The sequence below is a fragment of the Dyadobacter luticola genome (assembly GCF_005860805.1).
Taxonomy (GTDB): Bacteria; Bacteroidota; Bacteroidia; order Cytophagales; family Spirosomataceae; genus Dyadobacter; species Dyadobacter luticola.
Window position 1 is genome coordinate 2,217,110 of sequence record NZ_VCEJ01000002.1, and the last position, 19,388, is coordinate 2,236,497.

The 19,388-nt window shown below is 47.5% G+C and carries 19 protein-coding genes; 9 read left to right on the forward strand and 10 right to left on the reverse strand.

The window, feature by feature from the left end:
* Positions 1 to 7 precede the first annotated feature (7 nt).
* Both FEN17_RS09340 and FEN17_RS09345 read right to left on the reverse strand, forming a co-directional pair.
* Entirely contained in the window at positions 8 to 1,189 is a 1,182-nt protein-coding gene (locus FEN17_RS09340; protein ID WP_138364986.1) for an ATP-binding protein, read from the reverse strand.
* Positions 1,190 to 1,323: 134 nt separating this feature from the next.
* Positions 1,324 to 3,045 (reverse strand): PHP domain-containing protein, encoded by a 1,722-nt coding sequence (locus tag FEN17_RS09345; protein WP_138364987.1) that lies wholly within the window; start codon positions 3,043 to 3,045, stop codon positions 1,324 to 1,326.
* 209 nt (positions 3,046 to 3,254) lie between these two features.
* On the opposite strand from FEN17_RS09345, the gene FEN17_RS09350 reads away from it, so the two are divergent.
* The 6 genes from FEN17_RS09350 (at position 3,255) to FEN17_RS09370 (ending at position 8,405) form a co-directional block, all read left to right on the forward strand.
* The gene (locus FEN17_RS09350; protein WP_138364988.1) at positions 3,255 to 4,523 is read left to right on the forward strand and encodes a beta-1,2-mannosidase; all 1,269 of its coding nucleotides are present in this window, start codon (positions 3,255 to 3,257) and stop codon (positions 4,521 to 4,523) included.
* 160 nt (positions 4,524 to 4,683) lie between these two features.
* Positions 4,684 to 4,881 carry a CsbD family protein gene (locus FEN17_RS09355; RefSeq protein WP_138364989.1) on the forward strand — a complete coding sequence of 66 codons (198 nt, stop codon included), beginning with the start codon at positions 4,684 to 4,686 and terminating at the stop codon, positions 4,879 to 4,881.
* A 116-nt stretch (positions 4,882 to 4,997) separates the two neighbouring features.
* The gene (locus FEN17_RS09360; RefSeq protein ID WP_310589751.1) at positions 4,998 to 5,681 is read left to right on the forward strand and encodes a 3-hydroxyacyl-CoA dehydrogenase family protein; all 684 of its coding nucleotides are present in this window, start codon (positions 4,998 to 5,000) and stop codon (positions 5,679 to 5,681) included.
* A complete protein-coding gene (locus FEN17_RS27835; RefSeq protein ID WP_310589752.1) occupies positions 5,642 to 6,001 on the forward strand; it encodes a 3-hydroxyacyl-CoA dehydrogenase family protein in 360 nt (119 codons plus the stop codon). Before FEN17_RS09360 ends, FEN17_RS27835 begins: the two co-directional genes overlap by 40 nt.
* 75 nt (positions 6,002 to 6,076) lie before the next feature.
* Positions 6,077 to 7,387 (forward strand): cytochrome ubiquinol oxidase subunit I, encoded by a 1,311-nt coding sequence (locus FEN17_RS09365; protein WP_138364990.1) that lies wholly within the window; start codon positions 6,077 to 6,079, stop codon positions 7,385 to 7,387.
* Between the two features lie 4 nt (positions 7,388 to 7,391).
* Positions 7,392 to 8,405 (forward strand): cytochrome d ubiquinol oxidase subunit II, encoded by a 1,014-nt coding sequence (locus tag FEN17_RS09370; RefSeq protein ID WP_138364991.1) that lies wholly within the window; start codon positions 7,392 to 7,394, stop codon positions 8,403 to 8,405.
* 3 nt (positions 8,406 to 8,408) lie between these two features.
* On the opposite strand, the gene FEN17_RS09375 is transcribed toward FEN17_RS09370, so the two are convergent.
* Complete coding sequence (locus FEN17_RS09375) at positions 8,409 to 9,128, reverse strand: DKNYY domain-containing protein (RefSeq protein WP_171037880.1); 720 nt, start codon at positions 9,126 to 9,128, stop codon at positions 8,409 to 8,411.
* A 193-nt stretch (positions 9,129 to 9,321) separates the two neighbouring features.
* Between FEN17_RS09375 and fucP the strand changes: the two genes are divergently transcribed.
* From fucP to FEN17_RS09390, 3 genes are all read left to right on the forward strand, one after another.
* Positions 9,322 to 10,575, forward strand: coding sequence for an L-fucose:H+ symporter permease (gene fucP / locus FEN17_RS09380; RefSeq protein ID WP_138364993.1), 1,254 nt, complete (start codon positions 9,322 to 9,324; stop codon positions 10,573 to 10,575).
* 163 nt (positions 10,576 to 10,738) lie between these two features.
* Positions 10,739 to 11,527, forward strand: coding sequence for an SDR family oxidoreductase (locus tag FEN17_RS09385; RefSeq protein ID WP_138364994.1), 789 nt, complete (start codon positions 10,739 to 10,741; stop codon positions 11,525 to 11,527).
* Between the two features lie 3 nt (positions 11,528 to 11,530).
* Complete coding sequence (locus tag FEN17_RS09390; RefSeq protein ID WP_138364995.1) at positions 11,531 to 12,544, forward strand: zinc-binding alcohol dehydrogenase family protein; 1,014 nt, start codon at positions 11,531 to 11,533, stop codon at positions 12,542 to 12,544.
* A gap of 2 nt (positions 12,545 to 12,546) precedes the next feature.
* Here FEN17_RS09390 and FEN17_RS09395 read toward each other — a convergent pair whose 3' ends face one another.
* The 7 genes from FEN17_RS09395 to FEN17_RS09425 are packed head-to-tail and all read right to left on the reverse strand — an operon-like array spanning position 12,547 to position 19,340.
* Positions 12,547 to 13,665, reverse strand: coding sequence for an ABC transporter permease (locus FEN17_RS09395; RefSeq protein ID WP_138364996.1), 1,119 nt, complete (start codon positions 13,663 to 13,665; stop codon positions 12,547 to 12,549).
* The gene (locus tag FEN17_RS09400) at positions 13,662 to 14,768 is read right to left on the reverse strand and encodes an ABC transporter permease (RefSeq protein ID WP_138364997.1); all 1,107 of its coding nucleotides are present in this window, start codon (positions 14,766 to 14,768) and stop codon (positions 13,662 to 13,664) included. The genes FEN17_RS09395 and FEN17_RS09400 overlap by 4 nt, the downstream gene beginning before the upstream one ends.
* Positions 14,769 to 14,770: 2 nt before the next feature.
* The gene (locus tag FEN17_RS09405; protein WP_138364998.1) at positions 14,771 to 15,517 is read right to left on the reverse strand and encodes an ABC transporter ATP-binding protein; all 747 of its coding nucleotides are present in this window, start codon (positions 15,515 to 15,517) and stop codon (positions 14,771 to 14,773) included.
* On the reverse strand, positions 15,517 to 16,404 hold the full coding sequence (locus tag FEN17_RS09410; protein ID WP_445438704.1) for an ABC transporter ATP-binding protein: 888 nt from the start codon (positions 16,402 to 16,404) through the stop codon (positions 15,517 to 15,519). Before FEN17_RS09410 ends, FEN17_RS09405 begins: the two co-directional genes overlap by 1 nt.
* 23 nt (positions 16,405 to 16,427) lie before the next feature.
* Positions 16,428 to 17,363, reverse strand: coding sequence for an HlyD family secretion protein (locus FEN17_RS09415; protein ID WP_138365000.1), 936 nt, complete (start codon positions 17,361 to 17,363; stop codon positions 16,428 to 16,430).
* A gap of 32 nt (positions 17,364 to 17,395) precedes the next feature.
* Positions 17,396 to 18,673: a TolC family protein gene (locus FEN17_RS09420; RefSeq protein WP_138365001.1), complete on the reverse strand. Its 1,278-nt coding sequence runs from the start codon at positions 18,671 to 18,673 to the stop codon at positions 17,396 to 17,398.
* A 52-nt stretch (positions 18,674 to 18,725) separates the two neighbouring features.
* Positions 18,726 to 19,340 (reverse strand): TetR/AcrR family transcriptional regulator, encoded by a 615-nt coding sequence (locus FEN17_RS09425; protein ID WP_138365002.1) that lies wholly within the window; start codon positions 19,338 to 19,340, stop codon positions 18,726 to 18,728.
* Positions 19,341 to 19,388: the final 48 nt, after the last annotated feature.

Sequence of the window (19,388 nt, forward strand, 5' to 3'; positions counted from 1 at the left end):
TGGAGCGCTAACGAATGTTGCCACCCCAAATATACCCGTCAAAAATTTGAGCAGGATTTCGTCCGATTACGTAAGATCTTAGGATATCAAGATTCTTGGCGAGGGATTCGGTGTTTTTTAAATCTGCCGCGGTTGCCGTTTCTTTAACTTCAAAGCAAGCTTTTTTGTCGACGATAAAATCGATTTCCCGGCCCGTTTTTAGCTGGTAATAAGCAACTTCTCCTTTATGCATTAATTGATTAAACACCGCATTTTCAAATTTCGACCCACTGCTCAGATCGCCTGAAAGTGATGCTATACCATTGTCGAGAAAGTATACTTTTTTAGACTTTACAATCTCCCGGTCCGGGCTGTTGGAAAGGACAGGGATCGTCTTGATCAGGTAGCTTTTTTCCAGAAGATCGAGGTAATTTTCGACGGTGCCCCTGCTCAATGATGTCAAACTGGTTAATTTGGAAATATCCAGCTTTGTACCAATTCTGACAGATAGCAACCGGATGAGCTTAAACAGATTGACCGGATTACGGATATCAGAAAGGACGGCCAAATCAAAATTCATATAGGAACTCAGGATATCGCTGATTAGATCCTTTTTTTCTGAAACTGATTCAGCAAGAACCACTTCTGGAAAACCGCCGTAATTAATGTAAGAATCGTAGTAGCCTTTAAGCCGCTCGAACTCTGAGGGAACATATTTACCAATATTCTCAAAGTCAAATGATGCGGCTTTCACGCCATTAAATGACAGAAGCTCGCCAAAATGGAGGGGGAAAATTTCAAAGATTTTTTTCCTGCCCGCTAATGATTCGGAAAACTGGTTTTTCATGTAATAAGCACTAGAACCTGTTACGATAAATTTAATGTCGTACGTATCGTAGATGTATTTGAGTACGCTCGGAAGATTAGGCACTAGCTGAATTTCATCGATTGCAATCAGAACCTTCTTACTGAAATCTGTCCCCTGCTGCGTTAACGCATAAACGATCGTTTCATAGTTCTCCTCCGCGAAGAGCATTCGAATATCAATTCGCTCTAAATCAAAATAATGTTTCTGAGCAATATTGGATTGTGCAAGAAGTTGTTTGACGAGAGACGTTTTTCCCGTCCGTCTCATGCCTGTCAGCACAGTAATTTGCTTTCTGGAAAGATGGTCAAGTAAGGATGGATATATGGTCCGGGGCAAAAACATGCTTTACTATTTTATAGACAGTTGGCCATCCTTACAATACTATTTACAATCAAAAAATTGAAATTAGGAATACTATTTTATTCATACAAATATAAAATAGTAAAAAACGGAAAGAGTTGAGTTTCAAATGGAGGTTACTGCCGCACCCTTTCTAACCTCGCCTTCAAATACTTCTCCATTTCCTCCAAGCTAAACGCATTGAAAGTCATATCCCGTGTCAGCCCGCCTTTCCTGGCATTCGCAACACCATAATGCATATCCAGATACCCTTCCATCGCGTGCGCATCCGGATTGATACTCAATAAAACACCCTTTTCCATGCAGTAGGAAATCCAGCGCCAGTCGAGGTCGAGGCGCCAGGGGGAGGCGTTGATTTCGATGACGACCTGGTGTTCGGCGCAGGCGTCGATGATCACTTTGTGGTCGATTGGGTAACCTTCGCGGGAAAGAAGCAGGCGGCCGGTGGGGTGGCCCAGGATGGTGGTGTAGGGATTTTCGATGGCTTTCAGGAGGCGGGCGGTGGCTTTTTCCTGGGTCATCGTGAGGTTACTATGTACCGAGGCGACGATGTAGTCGAAGGAAGCCAAGATTTCGGTTGGGTAATCCAGCGAGCCGTCGCCGAGAATGTCGGATTCGATGCCTTTCAGGATTTTAAAGGGTTTCTCTGGATTTTCGGCAGCAAAACGTGCATTTAGTTTTGCAATTTCTTCGTGCTGTTTGAGGACTTCCTCTATCGTCAATCCCTGAGCGTAAACCGCTGTCTGCGAATGATCTGCGATGCCCAGATATTCGAAACCCAGATCCCGGCAATGCACGGCCATTTGTTCCAATGTATGCTGACCGTCGGAATAGGTGCTGTGATTGTGCAAAATTCCTTTCAGATCGTCCCAGGTAACAAGCTGGTCGGCCGTGTGCGTTTCGGCCCAGGCGAATTCTCCTGCTCCCTCGCGCATTTCAGGCACAATGTAGGGCAGGCCGGCTTTTTGATAGATTGCTTCCTCGCTTTCGGCATTTTCGTAATAAGCATTTCGCCAAATGGTGCTGCCATTTGTACCGGCATACCCCAAATGTTCGCCGTCAGCCGTTTCCAAAAACAATTCACTGACCGTACGCTCTGGACTTACGGCCACGATTTCAATCGAAACGGCCACGTCCTGCACATTGCCCCGCCACACAAATGGCGACGATTGTTTCTCATTCTGAACGAGATAGTCAATTTCACCGATCGTATTTTGCAAAAGCGCGGGCGAATCGGTGCTGACCAATATTTTAATGTTATCAACAATTTCCGCTTTCCGCCTTAGATCGCCAGCCGCATGTACCTGCTCAAAGCTCTTTTTCAGATCATTCACAATGACATTTGCCACCGCCTCGGCTTTATCCATGCGCAGCTTACCCGCTTGGTCTTTCAGAAATGCGAGGGATTCAAGAATTTTCTGTTGGGTACTTCCTCCAAAACCTTTCACTTTGGCGACGGTACCATTCAGACAGGCCAGTTCCAATTCATGCAGGTTGTCGATGCCCAGTTCTTTCCAGAGTACCCCGATCTTTTTTGGGCCTATCCCCTTGATATTGAACATTTCCATCACACCCAGCGGCGTATTGCTGATGAGTTCTTCCAGCTCCGGAAAAGTACCGGTCTGAGCAATCTGCATGATTTTGCCGGCCGTACTTTTTCCCACGCCCTGCAATTTTACCAGCTCCTGCTCGGTCATGAGCTGCAATTCGCCTTCCTTATATTTATCGAGATAAAATGCCGCGACGCCGTAACCTTTGATCTTAAAAGGATCGGCCCCGTGAAGCTCCATCAGCTTGGCGGTTAATTCAAGGATCTCGACGATTTCGGAATTGCTCATAATGGTCTCGGGTTGGAAAGAATTCTTTGCGAATTACGAGGGTTGATCCAGCATTTGCAAATCTAAATTCCGGCCGCCGCCGCTGTCCCAAGTAGTTATTTTTGCGGTTTGTCTTAACTACAATGTCCCGATCATAGTACTTTAACCATAAAAACCTGTAACCAAAACAGTCAACTCATTTCTAAACTTTGCCAGATTTTAAACATTCAATGAACATAGATCAGCTGCACGCATACCGCCAGGAAATTCAGCACCATTTAAATAACGAGCTCCTGCCATTTTGGGAAAAACGCATTGTAGACCATGAAAACGGCGGGTTACTCACCCATTTTGACAAAAACGGAAACGATTCCCGCGAGGACGAAAAATCTTTGATTGCCCAAACCAGATCGATCTACACATTCGCTTCGGCGCACCGGGCGGGCTATGGCGACGGACGTTATGCCGAAATTGCAAAACACGGCGTCGAATTTTTGCTGGGTAAAATGTGGGATGCGGAAAACGGTGGTTTTTACTGGCTGATGGACCGGAAAGGAAATGTCAAGATTGACGAAAAGATCATTTACGGCCACAGTTTCGCCATTTATTCACTTTCAGAATACACTTTGGCAACCGGCGATCCGCGGGGTCTTGAATATGCGGGAAAGGTATTTGACCTGCTTCAAAAATACGCGGCGGATACTTATTATGGCGGGTATTTCGAAATGTTCGACCGGAACTGGGAATTAAAGGGACCCGGCTCTGCGGGCGGCGACCGCAAAACATTGGACGCGCACATGCATTTGATGGAGGCATTTACCACATTATATGAAGCCAGCGGAAAACAGGTGCACCGTCGGAAACTCGTGGAGGTGATTGGGTTATTGGTCAACAAAATCATGCATCCGACCTATAAAACGGGCATTCCGCAATTCTGGGCCGACTGGTCGGTGGCGCCGCAGATCAAGTTTGACATTATCTGGGGCTGGGACCGGTTTACCGAAGATGGCGTCAAAAGCGCCGCCGAGGACAATACAAGTTATGGCCACAATGTGGAGTTCGCCTGGCTGCTCATGCACGCGCTCGACATTGCCGGCATTCCTTATTCCGAGTATGAAGAGCAGCTTCTTGCTTCCTTCAACCACGCCGTGGATTATGGCGTCGATTGGGAATTTGGGGGCGTTTTTGTGGAAGGGTCGCACGCAGGCGAGGTATATGACCGCGAAAAAGAATTCTGGCAGCAAGCCGAGGTAATTATCGGTTTTCTCGATGCTTACCGGATTTATGAAGATGAAAAATACATCAAAGCCTACGATGCCACGCACCGTTTTGTGTTCGACCACGTAATCCATAAAGAAGTGGGAGAATGGCTGCCGCTGCTCACGCGCCAGGGCGAGCCGATCTGGACGCACATGAGCCACTCATGGAAAATCAATTATCACACCGTCCGCTCCATGATCCAGGCCTTGGTCCGGCTGGACAAAATCTTGGCAAAGTAGTTGGCCTTGCAAGATTTTGGACAGTGTTTGGAATTTTTTGCACAAATCAGTTTAAAAAATGCCGCTTGCCGTACCGGGAGACGCTGGAATGGTCTTTGAGATAGCATCATTGACAAAATGTTCTTCGGAACATGATTTATCAAACTAAATAACCAAAGTCATGAGCGCGTTCTCACAACAAGTAAAAGGAAATTGGAATGAACTGAAAGGTAAGTTCAAACAACAATATGCAGATTTGACAGACGACGATCTGATGTACGAAGAAGGAAAAGAAGATGAGCTTCTTGGAAAAATTCAGAAAAGAGTAGGCAAAACCCGTGAAGAGGTAGAAGCCGAAGTAAATAGCTGGTCGAACTAAGGTTCACCAGAATATCCAAAAGAGCCCCGGAATCATTGATTTCGGGGCTTTTTTTGTAGTAGGATCGTTTCACACCGCCCTTTTCTGTTCATTATTTTTATATCAAAAATAGATTTATGAACCCAAGAGAAATACCTGTCGGAATAGTTGGTTTGGGATTAATGGGGTGCAGCATTGTGACTTGTCTGCTGATTGCGGGGCACCCGGTGGTAGCAGTGGCGCCTATCCCCGTAGATCTTGAAAAAGCCGGACCACGGATCAAGGAACATTTACTTAATGCCTGGCAAAACGGGCTGATTGATAATGAGCCGGAATTTTATCTGAAACAACTGATTATCACAGAAGATTACTCCCTGCTCGAACCGTGCAAACTGGTGAATGAGTGCACGATTGAGAATGTCGACATCAAGAATTCGGTTTATAAAAAAGTAGAGACGGTCATTTCAAAAGATGCGATTCTTTCCAGCAATACTTCGGCGATTCCCATCAGTCAGCTGCAACAATTGACATTATATCCCGAGCGGTTTATCGGCCTGCACTGGACAGAGCCGGCGCATACTACCCGTTTTTTGGAAGTGATCTGCGGAGATGCGACGGACATTTCAAAAGGGGAATATGTTTACGAGCTTTCGCATTTGTGGGGCAAGGAGCCGATTTTGGTCCGGAAAGACATTGCCGGTTTTATCACAAACAGATTAATGTATGCGATGTACCGCGAGGCGATTAGTCTGGTGAAAATGGCTATGCGACTATCGAGGATGTGGACCGCTCCTGCCGGAATAATGCGGGTTACTTCATGACTTTGGTAGGCGTATTCCGCTGGATGGATCTGACAGGCGTACCAGCGTATCATACCGTCATGAAAAATCTTTTGCCCACATTAAATAACAGTACCGAAGTCCCCGAGCTGATCGATAAAGTAGTGCGCGAAGGTGGAAAAGGCGTTTTAAACTCCCATGGATTTTATGAGTACGAGCCGGGAGAATCCGAAGTCTGGGAAGAAACATTCAAGGAATTTACTTACGACATCCGCGAATTGGCGCTAAAATATCCGCACGACATTGTGAAGCAGCGACTGCGTGAAAAACTTCTGAAAACGGAGGGGAAGTGTGAGATTTAAGTGGCCGAAAACTGGTTCTTATCATAAGACTTAGATAGTTTTGAGCCACTGCAATTTCCACGAAGCTTACCCGAAATGAACGATTTCATAGCTGCAAGATCCCAGATGGCCCTCTCGCTGGGATTTCACATTATATTTTCCTGCATCGGTATGGTGATGCCGTTTTTTATGGCGGTAGCACATTATTACTGGATCAAAACCGGGGAGCCGGTTTACAAAAACGTCACCAAAGCATGGAGCAAAGGGGTGGCGATTTTTTTTGCCACCGGCGCCGTCTCCGGTACGGTACTCTCCTTCGAGCTCGGCCTTTTATGGCCCGGATTTATGAAACATGCTGGCCCCATTTTCGGAATGCCGTTTTCTCTCGAAGGAACGGCATTTTTTATTGAAGCCATCGCCCTCGGATTTTTTCTTTACGGCTGGGATCGGTTCAACAAATGGTTTCACTGGATTACCGGCGTGGTGGTGGGTGTCAGCGGTTTAGCCTCCGGTATCCTGGTGGTGGCGGCTAATGCCTGGATGAACAGTCCGGCAGGTTTCGATTATATCAATGGTGAATATGTCAACATTGACCCGATTGCCGCCATGTTCAATGCCGCCTGGTTTTCACAGGCTTTGCACATGACGATTGCCGCGTTTGTCGCGACTGGCTTCGCAGTAGCAGGCGTGCACGCATTCATGATTTTAAAAGGCCGGAATATCCTATTTCACACCAAATCTTTCAAAATCGCGGCGACTTTCGGCTGCGTGGCGGCCCTGCTGCAACCATTAAGTGGCGACATTTCAGCCAAAGATGTGGCCGTAAGGCAGCCTGCCAAGCTGGCGGCGATGGAAGCGCATTTTAAAACTGAAAAATCCGCATCCCTGATTATAGGTGGTATCCCAGATGAAAAAAACAAGAAAGTGGATTATGCTATCAAATTGCCCGGATTTTTGAGCTTTCTGGCACACGGTGATTTTAAATCAGAAGTGACCGGTTTGGATAAAATTCCAGAAGAAAACCATCCGCCAGTGACGATCACGCACTTTGCATTTCAGATCATGGTCGGCACCGGTATGGCCATGATGCTTATTTCTGCTATTTATTTTTTTAGTCATTTCAAACAAAAAAACTGGCTGAAAAGCGACTGGCTGCTGAAACTCTTTGCCATAGCTACGCCGCTGGGCTTCATAGCCGTGGAAGCTGGCTGGACAGTCACCGAAGTGGGCCGCCAGCCGTGGATCATTTACAATGTGATGCGCACCGCCGACGCCGTAACCCCGATGCCTGGTATCACCTACTCATTTTATCTGTTCACCGCAGTTTATGTCTCCCTGGCCGTATTTGTGGTCTTTATGTTGTACCGCCAGATAAAAATGGTAGGAAAACTCTACGATAAATATTAATCCAATGCTTTACGTCGTCATTACCTTTCTCTGGGCCTCCATTCTCCTCTACCTGCTCCTCGGCGGGGCCGATTATGGAGCGGGAATCATCGAGCTTTTCACCTCGCGGAAAAATAAAGAAATTACGCGCAAAACATTGTATTCTGCCATCGGGCCGATCTGGGAAGCCAACCACATGTGGCTGATCATTGCCATCGTGATTCTCTTCGTCGGGTTTCCAGTGATTTATTCTACCATGTCGGTCAACATGCACATTCCACTGACAATCATGCTGTTAGGCATTATCGCAAGAGGTACCGCCTTCACATTCCGGCATTACGATGCGGTGGTGGACGATATGCAGAGCATTTACAATACCATTTTCGCCATATCCAGCTTCATCACGCCTCTTTTTCTGGGTATCATCGCCGGAAGCACTGTTTCCGGACATATCGATCCCGGCGCAACAGATTTTCTTTCGGCCTACATTTTCAGCTGGCTGCATTGGTTTGCCATCACGGTTGGCTTGTTTACGGTGGCGATCTGCGGGTTTCTAGCTTCGGTATACCTAATTGGCGAGTCGGACAATGACCACGACCGGCTGCGGTTTGCGCACAAAGCGCAGTTTTTCAACATTGCGGCGGTGGTTTGCGGGATGCTCGTTTTTGCAGCGTCCCTTTATGAACACATCCCGCTGATCGAGTGGGTGTTTGGGAACTGGGTAGGCAGGATCGCCATCATTTCGGCAACCTTGTCACTGATTTTGATGTGGTACCTTTTGTATCACGGAAAAATCGGCCTGTTGCGGCCGCTGGCAGGGTTTCAGGTGACGATGATTTTGCTGACCACCACCTATAAGCATTTCCCGAAAATCGTATTACTGAAAGGCGGCGGCTACTTGTCGCTGATGGAACATTCGGGCCAGGAGAAAACTTTGGAGGCGCTGGGGCTGGCGCTTTTAATCGGCAGCGTTTTTATCCTGCCAGCCTTGTTTTATCTGATTTATAGTTTTCAAAAAAGGCCACTGGAAGTACATTAAATGCTATTTTAGCTTCAAACCCCTTTTGTAAAAACCGCTTTTATCCTTCGCATCCACACGTCCATCCGAACCATCGGTCACCGCAAAAGTGCCGGAATCTGCATTTTCTAAAACCCTGGAAACCGGCGCCGATCCGCCGGGCGCATTATAGTCGATAGAAGAATAAAAGACCTGCCGGCTGTCTTTGGAGTAATGATCATTTAAAACCCGAAACGATTTCGCATCCGCCCCGGCGATTTCTACGCGATGGAAGTAAACCTTCTTGTTGTCCTTCGAAAACCCGCTTTCCAGCACCTGAAAAGTGGCCGCATCTACCCCAGCAAATAGTTTTCCCTCAAAAAATACTTGGCGTGCATCTTTGGCGTAACCCCATTTCAGCAAGCTAAAACTGGCCGCATCTGCCTCACCAAGGATCGTTACCAGATTATGTTTCACTGAAAAATATTCCTGGCCTTTGCGGTAAGTATCACAATAGTAAACGTGCTGCCCGTCCTTCGCGTAATGTTCGTTCAAAGCCGCAAAACTTGCGCTATCGCTGTCTGTGATGGCGGTATTTTTGTAAAAAGCGCCGATTTCATCTTTGGCAAATACATTATTGAGCGTCTTGACTCGGCTAACCGGCTGACGGTCAAGCACGTTGCCTTTGTAAACCCAGTTGTCGTCCTTTTTCTGGTAGGGCGAAGAAGTGTCGGGACGGCCGAAAAGAAAGGAAAAAATGCCCATGGTGTTCATCTTAAATGGTATAGTGTAATGCTGGTAAATGTTCCAAACTTACCTGGAAGGGCCTCCGAATGCGTTCAACAATTTAGCGAACGGTCATTCTTTTTATCCAGCGACACATAAAAAAATCTTGATTCCTTTGCATTGTTTTGTTTTACTTTACATCCTGACCTCGACCATTTAATTCCTGACCTCTATGACCGATCGTAAAACGCGGCTGGCTGTTGTTCTGATCACATCTTTGTTTTTTCTCTGGGGCTTTGCCCTCAATTTAAACCCGATTTTAATCCCGCATTTAAAAAAGGCCTGTCAACTCACTGACTTCCAATCCGCACTGATCGATTCCGCTTCTTATATTGCCTATTTTCTGATCGCGCTGCCGGCCGGATTGTTCATGAAAAAGTATGGTTACAAGGCTGGAATTACGCTCGGTTTGCTCCTTTTCGCCCTCGGAACTTTTCTGTTTTACCCCGCTGCTGAGATGCGGCATTTCGGGTTTTTCCTTTTTGCCTTATTCATCATTGCCAGCGGCTTGACGATGCTCGAAACTGCTGCGAATCCCTACATTACCGTGCTGGGCGACGCCGATTCTGCCACGCAGCGGCTCAATTTTGCGCAATCATTCAATGGTCTGGCTGCATTTCTGGCGCCTCTGATGGGCGGTACCTTTATTCTTTCCGGCAAAACACTATCGGAAACCGAGCAGCTCGCCATGTCAGAATCCGAGCTCAATACCTATCTCAATGCCGAGGCTTCTTCCGTACAAATGCCATTTGTTCTGATAGGCTTGGTGGTGCTTTTTGTCGCATTAATGTTCTGGCGGACGCCGCTGCCCGAAATCAGGGATGAAGAAGAAACTCCCGGGAAAGTGCAGGGCTCGATTTGGGGCGAGAAAAACCTCATTTTAGGTACGACAGCACAGTTTTTCTATGTCGGCGCGCAGGTTTGTATCAGCAGCTTTTTTATCCGCTTTTCTGACAAAGTGGCGGGTATTGATGAAAAAACAGCCGCCTATCTCCTCTCCGGGGCATTTCTAAGCTTTATGATCGGTCGATTTATCGGCACTTACCTCATGCGTTTCATCGCGCCGCCAAGGCTCCTGGCCATTTACAGTGTAGTTAATGTAGTTCTCCTGATCATCGCCGTTTTCACCACCGGCATGTTCTCGGTTTACGCATTGGTCGGCGTCGAATTTTTCATGTCCATCATGTTCCCGACCATCTTCGCGCTCAGTATCCGCGGTTTGGGCGAAAAAACAAAAATCGGTTCATCACTCGTCATTATGTCCATCGTCGGTGGCGCCGTTTTCCCCGTCATCATGGGCCAGGTTTCAGATATTTCATCAATTCAAAAGGCTTATATAGTACCTGCGGTATGTTTTCTGGTAGTATTATATTTCGCTTTGAAGAATAATTCGATCAAGACTGTGACGCTGGGCGCAGCGCATTAATTTCCATTGTCATGCTGAGCGCAGTCGAAGCACGCTTCTGACTTGGCACAACGCTTTTTTGCAGCCTGCTCAACCAGAGACGTGCTTCGACCGCCCGGCGGCCCGGTCCGCTCAGCATGACAACATTAAAACGATATTTCTAAAAGAACTTCAAAAACATAAAATGGATTTAAAACTTAAAAATAAAATCATCATCGTGACCGGTGGCGCCAAAGGCATTGGCGAGGGGATTGTTAAGGTTTTGGCTGGTGAAGGCGCTATACCGGTGATTGTGGGGCGAAATGCGGCGGATAACCAGAAAATGGTGGACGAACTTGCTGCTGCCGGATACGAATCTTTTCAGGTCGTGGCAGAGCTGACCCGCCCGGAGGAATGTGAAAAAGCAGTAGCTGCGGTGTTGGACAAATATGGCCGGATTGAAGGCTTGATCAACAATGCGGGTGTAAATGATGGCGTAGGTCTGGAAAATGGGAATTACGAGGCGTTCATAGCTTCGCTGCATAAAAATGTGGTGCATTATTATCTGATGGCGCAACATGCGCTGCCTGCATTGAAAGAATCCAAGGGTGCGATCGTCAACATTAGCTCGAAAACGGCCGATACAGGCCAGGGAGGCACTTCTGCGTATGCTGCTGCAAATGGTGGCCGTAATGCATTGACCCGCGAGTGGGCCGTGGAATTGCTGAAATATGGTATCCGCGTCAACTCAGTGATTGTAGCAGAATGCTGGACGCCGCTTTATGAAAAATGGATCGAGACGTTGCCTAATCCGAAAGAAAAGTTGGAAGAAATTGTATCCAAAATTCCACTGGAAAACCGCATGACGACTTCGGAAGAAATCGCGAATATGACCGTTTTCCTGCTTTCGGAGCGTTCGAGCCATACTACCGGGCAGCTTATTTACGTCGATGGCGGCTATGTTCACTTAGACCGCGCGCTTGCTAATTCTTAATTTATGGACATTTTAGTTTGCAACACACCCGGCACCTTGTCTTACCACGAGGCCGAAATGCCAGTTTCTGAGGAAGGACACAGCATTATCAAAATCAAAAGGATCGGAATTTGCGGAACCGATTTGCATGCTTTTGAAGGCACGCAGCCATTTTTCAATTACCCAAGAATCTTAGGTCACGAACTGGCAGGGGAAATTGTCGAAACCGATCGCATCGATTTTCAGGTCGGCGAGGCGGTAACATTTATCCCTTATTTCAATTGCGGCAAATGTGTGGCCTGCCGAAATGGTAAGCCCAATTGCTGCACCAGCCTGAAAGTTTCCGGCGTGCATATCGATGGCGGCATGGTGGAATATCTGTCTGTCCCCTCCTACTCGCTCGTGCACGGCGACGGCCTGACATTCGACGAACTCGCACTGGTGGAGCCGCTTGCAATCGGCGCGCATGGTGTGCGCCGCGCGAATGTACAACCGGACGAATTTGTGTTGGTGGTAGGCGCAGGCCCGATCGGACTTGGCACGATGGAATTTGCCCGGATTGCCGGCGGCAAAGTCATCGCACTCGACATCAATGATGCGCGACTGGCTTTTTGCAAAGACAAACTCGGCGTAGAACACACGATTAATGGTCTCACACAGAATGTGATAGAACAATTGCAGGAAATCACCGGCGGCGATATGCCGACTGCCATCATTGACGCGACGGGAAATCTTCGCGCCATCAATACAGCATTCAGTTACCTCGCGCACGGCGGCACTTATGTTTTGGTAGGTTTGCAAAAAGGCGAGATCAGTTTCAGCCATCCCGAATTTCACAAGCGCGAGGCAACATTAATGAGCAGCCGCAATGCCACCCGTGAGGATTTCGAGCACGTGATACGCAGTATGAAAAGCGGCCAGGTTGACCCAAAAACTTACATTACGCATCGCGTTACTTTCAGTCAGGTGAAAGACGAATTTGAAAGCTGGCTCGACCCGGCGACGGGCGTGATCAAGGCAATGGTTTCGCTGGATTAATGTTAGTTAGTCTTTTTGTAATTCAAAATCGCCCAGCCATTTAATACCACGGCCATCGCAGAAACTGCGGCCAGATGCGGCAAAACGTCTTTTAGGCCGCTGCCTTTGAGAATAATCATTCGCATGACCTCGATCATATAGCGTACCGGATTGAAGCGGGTGATGAACTTCGCCCAATCCGGCATGCTGTCGATGGAGGTAAAAAGTCCGCCGAGCAGGATAAAAACCATCATAAAAAAGAACATGATGAACATCGCCTGCTGCTGGGTATCGCACAATGTGGAGACCAAAAGGCCGAAACCAAGGACTGTGAGCAAATAAACCGCGATGAAAAGATAGAGCGTCAGCAAGCTCCCCACCGGCGCAATCCCGTAAATGACTCTTGCCAGAATAAGCCCGATGGTGAAGATGATGATTGCCAAAACCCAGAAAGGAATCAGCTTGCCGAGGATAAAAATGTGCTTTTTGATGGGCGTCACATTGATCTGCTCGATGGTACCGATCTCTTTTTCCTTCACAATATTTAAGGCCGACAAAAACCCGCCGACCATCGTCACCAGGATCGCGAGAATGCCCGGCACGATGAAGACTTTGTAATTCAAAACCGGATTGAACCAGTTGGACGCCACAATGTCAATCACCGGAAACTGGCTGTAACGCGGCTGCTGGACGAGCTGCATCCGCATATCGGCATTGAAAGCGCCGATAATGCTGCTCAGGTAACTACCGCCCAGGTTAGCCTTGGTACCGTTGATCGCATTCACCGCCACAAACAATCTCTGCTTGTCTTCCCGGATCAGGTTGCGCTCAAAACCCTGCGGGATTTCCAGGATCAGATCTGTTTTATCGGACTCGATCAGCTTGAATGCTTCATGAAAAGAACTATTATACCCCTGCAACCGGAAATAACCGGAGGCGATCACTTTGGAAATCAGCTTCTGCGAGTAGGGCGATTTATCATGGTCCACCACCGCCAAATTCACATTTCGTACTTCATAATCCGCAGCCAAAGGCATGACTATCAGCTGGATACAGGGCATGAAAAAGATTAGCGCCACGATCGCTTTGTCGCGGAATATCTGCCTGAATTCTTTTTTGAGTAAAAATCTGAGCGTTCTCATTGCAGGCGTATTTTAAAGTTTTTCAAACTGATGGCTAACAAAAACAGCGTCATCCCGAGCAGGATCAATGTCTCTTTCCAAAGCGAACTAAAACCTAACCCTTTGATCATGATCGACTTGACAATAATGTAATACCATTTAGAAGGCACCATGTTGGAGATGATTTGCAGTGGCAGCGGCATGTTTTCGATCGGAAAAAGAAACCCGCTGAACATCATCGTCGGCAGCAGCATACCCATCAAAGAAATTAACATAGCAAATTGCTGGGAATCAGTTTTGATTGAAATAAAAATCCCCAGCGCTAGACAAGTAATGATAAATAATGTGCTTTCGGCGAAGAGCAGCGGCACACTGCCTTTGACGGGCAAGTCAAGCACAAAAACGCTCAGTAATAAAATGGCCGTCACATTGATCAGTGACAAGATCAGGTAGGGAAATGCTTTGGCAAAAATCACCAAAACCGGCTTAAATGGCGAAACGAGCAGGATTTCCATGGTTCCGGTCTCCTTTTCACGGACGATCGAAATCGCCGTCATCATGACCGAAACCAACATTAAAACCAGTGCCATCACACCCGGCACAAACCCCGGCGCGCCTTTGAGCTGCGGGTTGTACAAAAACCGCGTTTCAGGAATGATCTGATACGGGATTTCCAGGTTTTCGTTGATCTGGTTCTGGTATTCGAGAATGATCGCCGAGAGGTAATTGATGATCATATTGGCCGTGTTAATGTCCGTCGCGTCGGCAATGAGCTGGATTTGCGCCTTGTTACTGTGCAGCAGATCTTCATTGAAATTCACCGGAATCACCACCACCGCCTTGATTTTCCCGGCCTGAAAAGTGGACATTATCTCTTTCTGCGTCAATGCGGCTTTGCTGATTTTGAAATAGCGGCTCGCGCCAATGTGCGTCAGGATCTGCTGCGAAGCATTGTCTTTGGCATAATCCACCACCAGAATCTCCGAATCCTTGACCTCGTTGGTCAATGCAAACCCGAAAAGCAGGATCTGTGCAATCGGCATTCCGAAGAGGATCAGCAGCGTCCGGCGGTCGCGGAGGACGTGGTAAAATTCCTTTCTGACAAATGATATGAACTGTTTCATGGCTAATCTCCTCGTTTTGCGCTCCGGGCGAGCTGGTAAAACACTTCATCCATCGAACTCACGCCGAAGCTCCTTTTCAGATTCGTAGGCGAGTCCAAAACCTCGATCCGACCGTCCACCATGATGGATATCCGGTTGCAATATTCGGCCTCATCCATATAATGTGTCGTCACGAAAATGGTAATGCCGCGCTCGGCCGCTTCGTAGATCAGGTCCCAGAATTGCCGCCGGGTTACCGGGTCCACGCCGCCGGTTGGCTCGTCGAGGAACACGATTTTGGGCTCGTGTAAAATCGCGACAGAGAAGGATAACTTCTGCTTCCAGCCCAGGGGTAGCGACCCGACGAGTTTTTTTGCTTCGGATTTCAAGCCCAACCGGTTCAGCAGTTCCTCTGTTTTTGTCTCAATTTGCTGGTCAGTCAAGCCATAGATCCCGCCAAAAAATTCAATGTTCTCTTTGACCGTCAGGTTTTCGTAAAGTGAAAACTTCTGGCTCATATAGCCAATGTTCCGCTTGATCTGCTCGGTTTGGGTGTAGACATCGAAGCCCGCAATGCTGGCTTTGCCGGAACTCGGTGTCGACAGCCCGCATAACATGCGCATCGCCGTCGTTTTTCCCGCACCATTCGCGCCTAGGAACCCGAAAATCTCGCCTTTATTCACTTCAAATGTGATTTCATTAGTCGCAATAAAATCACCGAAACGTTTGGTCAGCTTGTCGCAAACGATCACTTTTTCGCCCTGCGCCATCAGTGTAACAGTTTGATAAATGAATCCTCGATCGTCGCTTCAATGCTTTTGATCTCGACGCCGGTCAGCTGCTTTTCCGCCAAAAACCGCTCAAATTCCTCCATATTTTTCATCTGGTCTTTAAAAGTGGCGTGCGCATATTCGCCGAAAGCATAGCTGTTCAAGGTGCCCGGATAATTTTCCAGGACTTTCAGCAGCGGGTACATTTCGTTGGCTTTGATCGCGTACAATTTTTCCCGATAGGCTTTCACGATGTCGTCGGGGGTGTCGATGGAGAGGATTTTGCCGCCCTGCATCAGCGCAATGCGGTCACAGAGAGAAGCTTCGTCCATATAAGGTGTGGAAACGATGATGGTAATGTTCTGTTCTTTCAGTCTTCTCAGCATTTCCCAGAACTCTTTGCGGGAAACCGGATCGACGCCCGTAGTAGGTTCGTCCAGAAATAAAGTGGTCGGCTTGTGGATCAATGCGCAGCATAAAGCCAGTTTTTGCTTCATTCCGCCAGACAATTTACCCGCCCGCCGCTTTTTGAAAGGCTCGATCTGCACGTAAATGTCTTTGATCAAATCGTAGTTTGCCTCGATCGTCGTCCCGAAAACCGTCGCGAAAAAACTCAGGTTTTCTTCGATGGTCAGATCCTGGTAAAGCGAGAACTTGACGGGCATATAACCCACTGTATTTCTGATACTTTTAAAATCTTTGACCACATCAAAACCATCCACGGAAGCAGTTCCGCTGTCGGCCAGAAGCAATGTGGTCAGTATCCTGAAAATGCTCGTCTTACCCGCCCCGTCCGGCCCGATGAGGCCAAAAAGCTCGCCTTTTGCAACCGAAAACGAGATATTATCCACGGCAAGCGTCTTTTCCTTGCCGTACGTTTTCGTCATATTTTGTACTACGACCGCTTCCATTATTTCAGGACGACTTCACCGTACATACCTATTTTCAAAAGGCCGTCATTCTTCACGCTGATCTTCACCGCGTACACGAGGTTCGCTCGCTCGTCTTTGGTCTGGATAGTTTTGGGCGTAAATTCTGCTTTGTTACTGATCCAGTCGATGACACCTGCCAGCTCGCGGTATTTTCCATCTTTGTCGTCTACCAAAATCTTTACCTGCTGGCCTATCTTAATGCCAGGGAGCTGATCGCCAGTGACATAGGCGCGGAGAATGATAGTGGAAAGGTCCGCGACTTTGTAAAGTGGTTTTCCTGCGGCGGCTATTTCGTTGGCCTCCGCATATTTGGTCAGTACAGTGCCGACTGTTTCATTCACGATTTTTGATTTGGCTAACTGGTCATTGATCTGCTCTATCTGTACCACAAGCGGCTGTACGTCAGCTCTTAATCCCGAAGTCTGCGTTTTCAAAACCGAAGTCTGCGCCGCGTCCTGTTTGCTGATCACTTCCAGCTGTTTTTGCAGCTCATCGATCTGCGCAATGATGTCGTCGAGCTGCTTCGGTGTCGCGGCATCGGCTTTCAGGAGGTTTTGAATGCGGTTTTTTTCGTGTAAAAGATTGTCGAGACGCACTTTGGAAACTGCGATTTGCTGCTTGTAAACATTGGTTTGAGCGGTAATGTCAGGAAGCTTGCTGCCGGTGGCGCGGATCTGTGCTTCGAGCTGTTTCTTTTTCAGGAAAAGTTGTGTGCTGTCGATGTAACCCACGATTTGTCCGGCTTTCAGCTCGTCGCCTTCTTCCAGGTTCAACTGCATGATCCGGCCGGTGGCTTCGGCGGAAACGATGGTTTCCACGGCTTCAAATGTGCCTGAGGCGTCGTAAGGTTCCTCTTTTCCCTTGCAGCAGGCAAGTCCGGCGATGATGATAAAAAGGTATGCTGTTGTTTTCATGAATTCCGATATTAATGTCTTGTGTTTGAATGTTATTCGATGTTTTTGCCCAATGTTGTCTGCAAATTGTAGCCCGACATCAGGAGCTGGATTTCGTGTAAAATCTTGTTAAGCCTCGCCTGATCTTCCGCATTCACTTCCCGCAGGTAATCACTGGTATTGATGACGCCATTTTCCAGCTGCGCTGCAGAGGTGGTTTTAATGCTTTCACGCAAACCAATGATCTCATCGTCAGTGGCTAGTAACTGCTGCAACCTGCCCAGCTCAGCATTTTGCTGTTTTACATTCAGGTTGGTATTATAGAGAAATGTTTCCTTTTGCAGCTGAATGCTTTCCCGGTTGTTGCGGATCAGGTTCCTGTCATTTTTGACGGTATATAATCCTGATAATGACCAGTTAAGGCGAACTCCCGTGATGTAGTAAGGATCAAAACTGTTGCTGAGAATGTTCAGCGCCGGCCTGCCGTAGCCGCCCTGAACGAAGAGGTTGAACTTCGGCCGGTTTTTCACATCAATCAACTGAGACTGAATGTCCAGGCTGCGGTTTTGAAATTCATATAACCTCAATTCCGGCCGGTTTACCTCGTCGGATAATGTCAGCATTTGCGGCTTCACCAATATCGTGGAATCATTGAGCGGCTGGTTCACCAAAATGCCCAGCATATCCAGGTAGGCTTTCCGGTTTGCTTGAAGATCGATGGTCCGCTGGTCCGTTTTCAGCAACTCGGCTTTCAAGGTATTTCCGCTGCTTTTGAATGCGGTACCATTGTTGATCTGCGCCTGTATTTTGTTGACGCCCAGCTGAATGTCCTTTTTTAATAATATATTCTGTTTCAGCTGCTCATCAATCATCAGCACGCCGAAAAATAGCTGATTGACGCGCTCATTCAATTTGTACAGCTCCACTTCCACTTTCTGTTCTTCTACCAATGCATTGGCTTCATAGGATTTGACTTGAGTTTTTACCAGTCCGCCGTCGTAAATCGTCTGGTTTACATCCGCATACACTTTGTACTGGTCCTTATTAAGTGTCGGAAACTCGACGCCGGGGATCGCAACCGGCAGGTTAAACTGCGTCACCGCCGACTGGTAAGTTGCCTGCCCGAGAATGCTCACCTGCGGCAAAAAGCCTTTTGCAGCGTTCTCAATGGAATAATCCTTCGTTTTCGCGATCAGCTCTAACTGCCGGATCATCGGATAATTTTTCCGCGCCAGCTGGTACGATTCCTCGATCGTCAGCGGCTTCGTTTGTGCCTGCACCCGCCCGGCCAATAACCAGCAACATACTGAAATGTAGAATAGCTTAATCATTTTATTTATTCGTTTTTTTAAATCATTTGATTAATATAAGTGCAAAAAAATTTTAGGATTCGTTGAGCATTAATTTTACCCACCTCGGGATCAGCTTCTTACGTTCCTCCATCATGGCCATGTAAGCTTCGTCGCCGCCGCCCAGCAATGTTTCCAGCACAGGTTTGCCAATAAAAGGGAAAAGCGTCATACCCAGAATGTTCATCAGAAAATGCACCGGATTAATGTCTTTTCGTTTGTCAGCCAGTTGTTTTATAAAAATAGAATCTGTCAGTAACTTCCTCGCCTGCAACCGATTAGCCATGTCTCCCGGGTTGCTTCGCATTTCACTCAAAACAAAAATCGGCAGCTCCGGATGCTCGATCAGCATCGTAATGTAATTTTCCACGATCCGGTCCAGTTTCTCTTCCAGCGAAGTTGTTGCATCAAAAAGAACCGGGGCAAGTACGCCAAAAAGCTTCTCAATACGCTCGGCCATCACAATATCAAAAAGCTTTTCCTTGCTGCGGAAATAATAATTCAGCAGCGCCAAATTGATCCCCGCTTCCTCAGCAATATCCCTGGTACGGGCATTTCCGTAGCCTTTTTTCGTAAAAACCCTGATCGCGGCTTCCTTGATTTTCTGCTCAGTCGTAAGATCCAGCTCCTCTTTTCCTTTCTTGGTCATTCCTCAAATATCAATTGATGGTTCAAATGTAAAGGCATTTTCTGATTA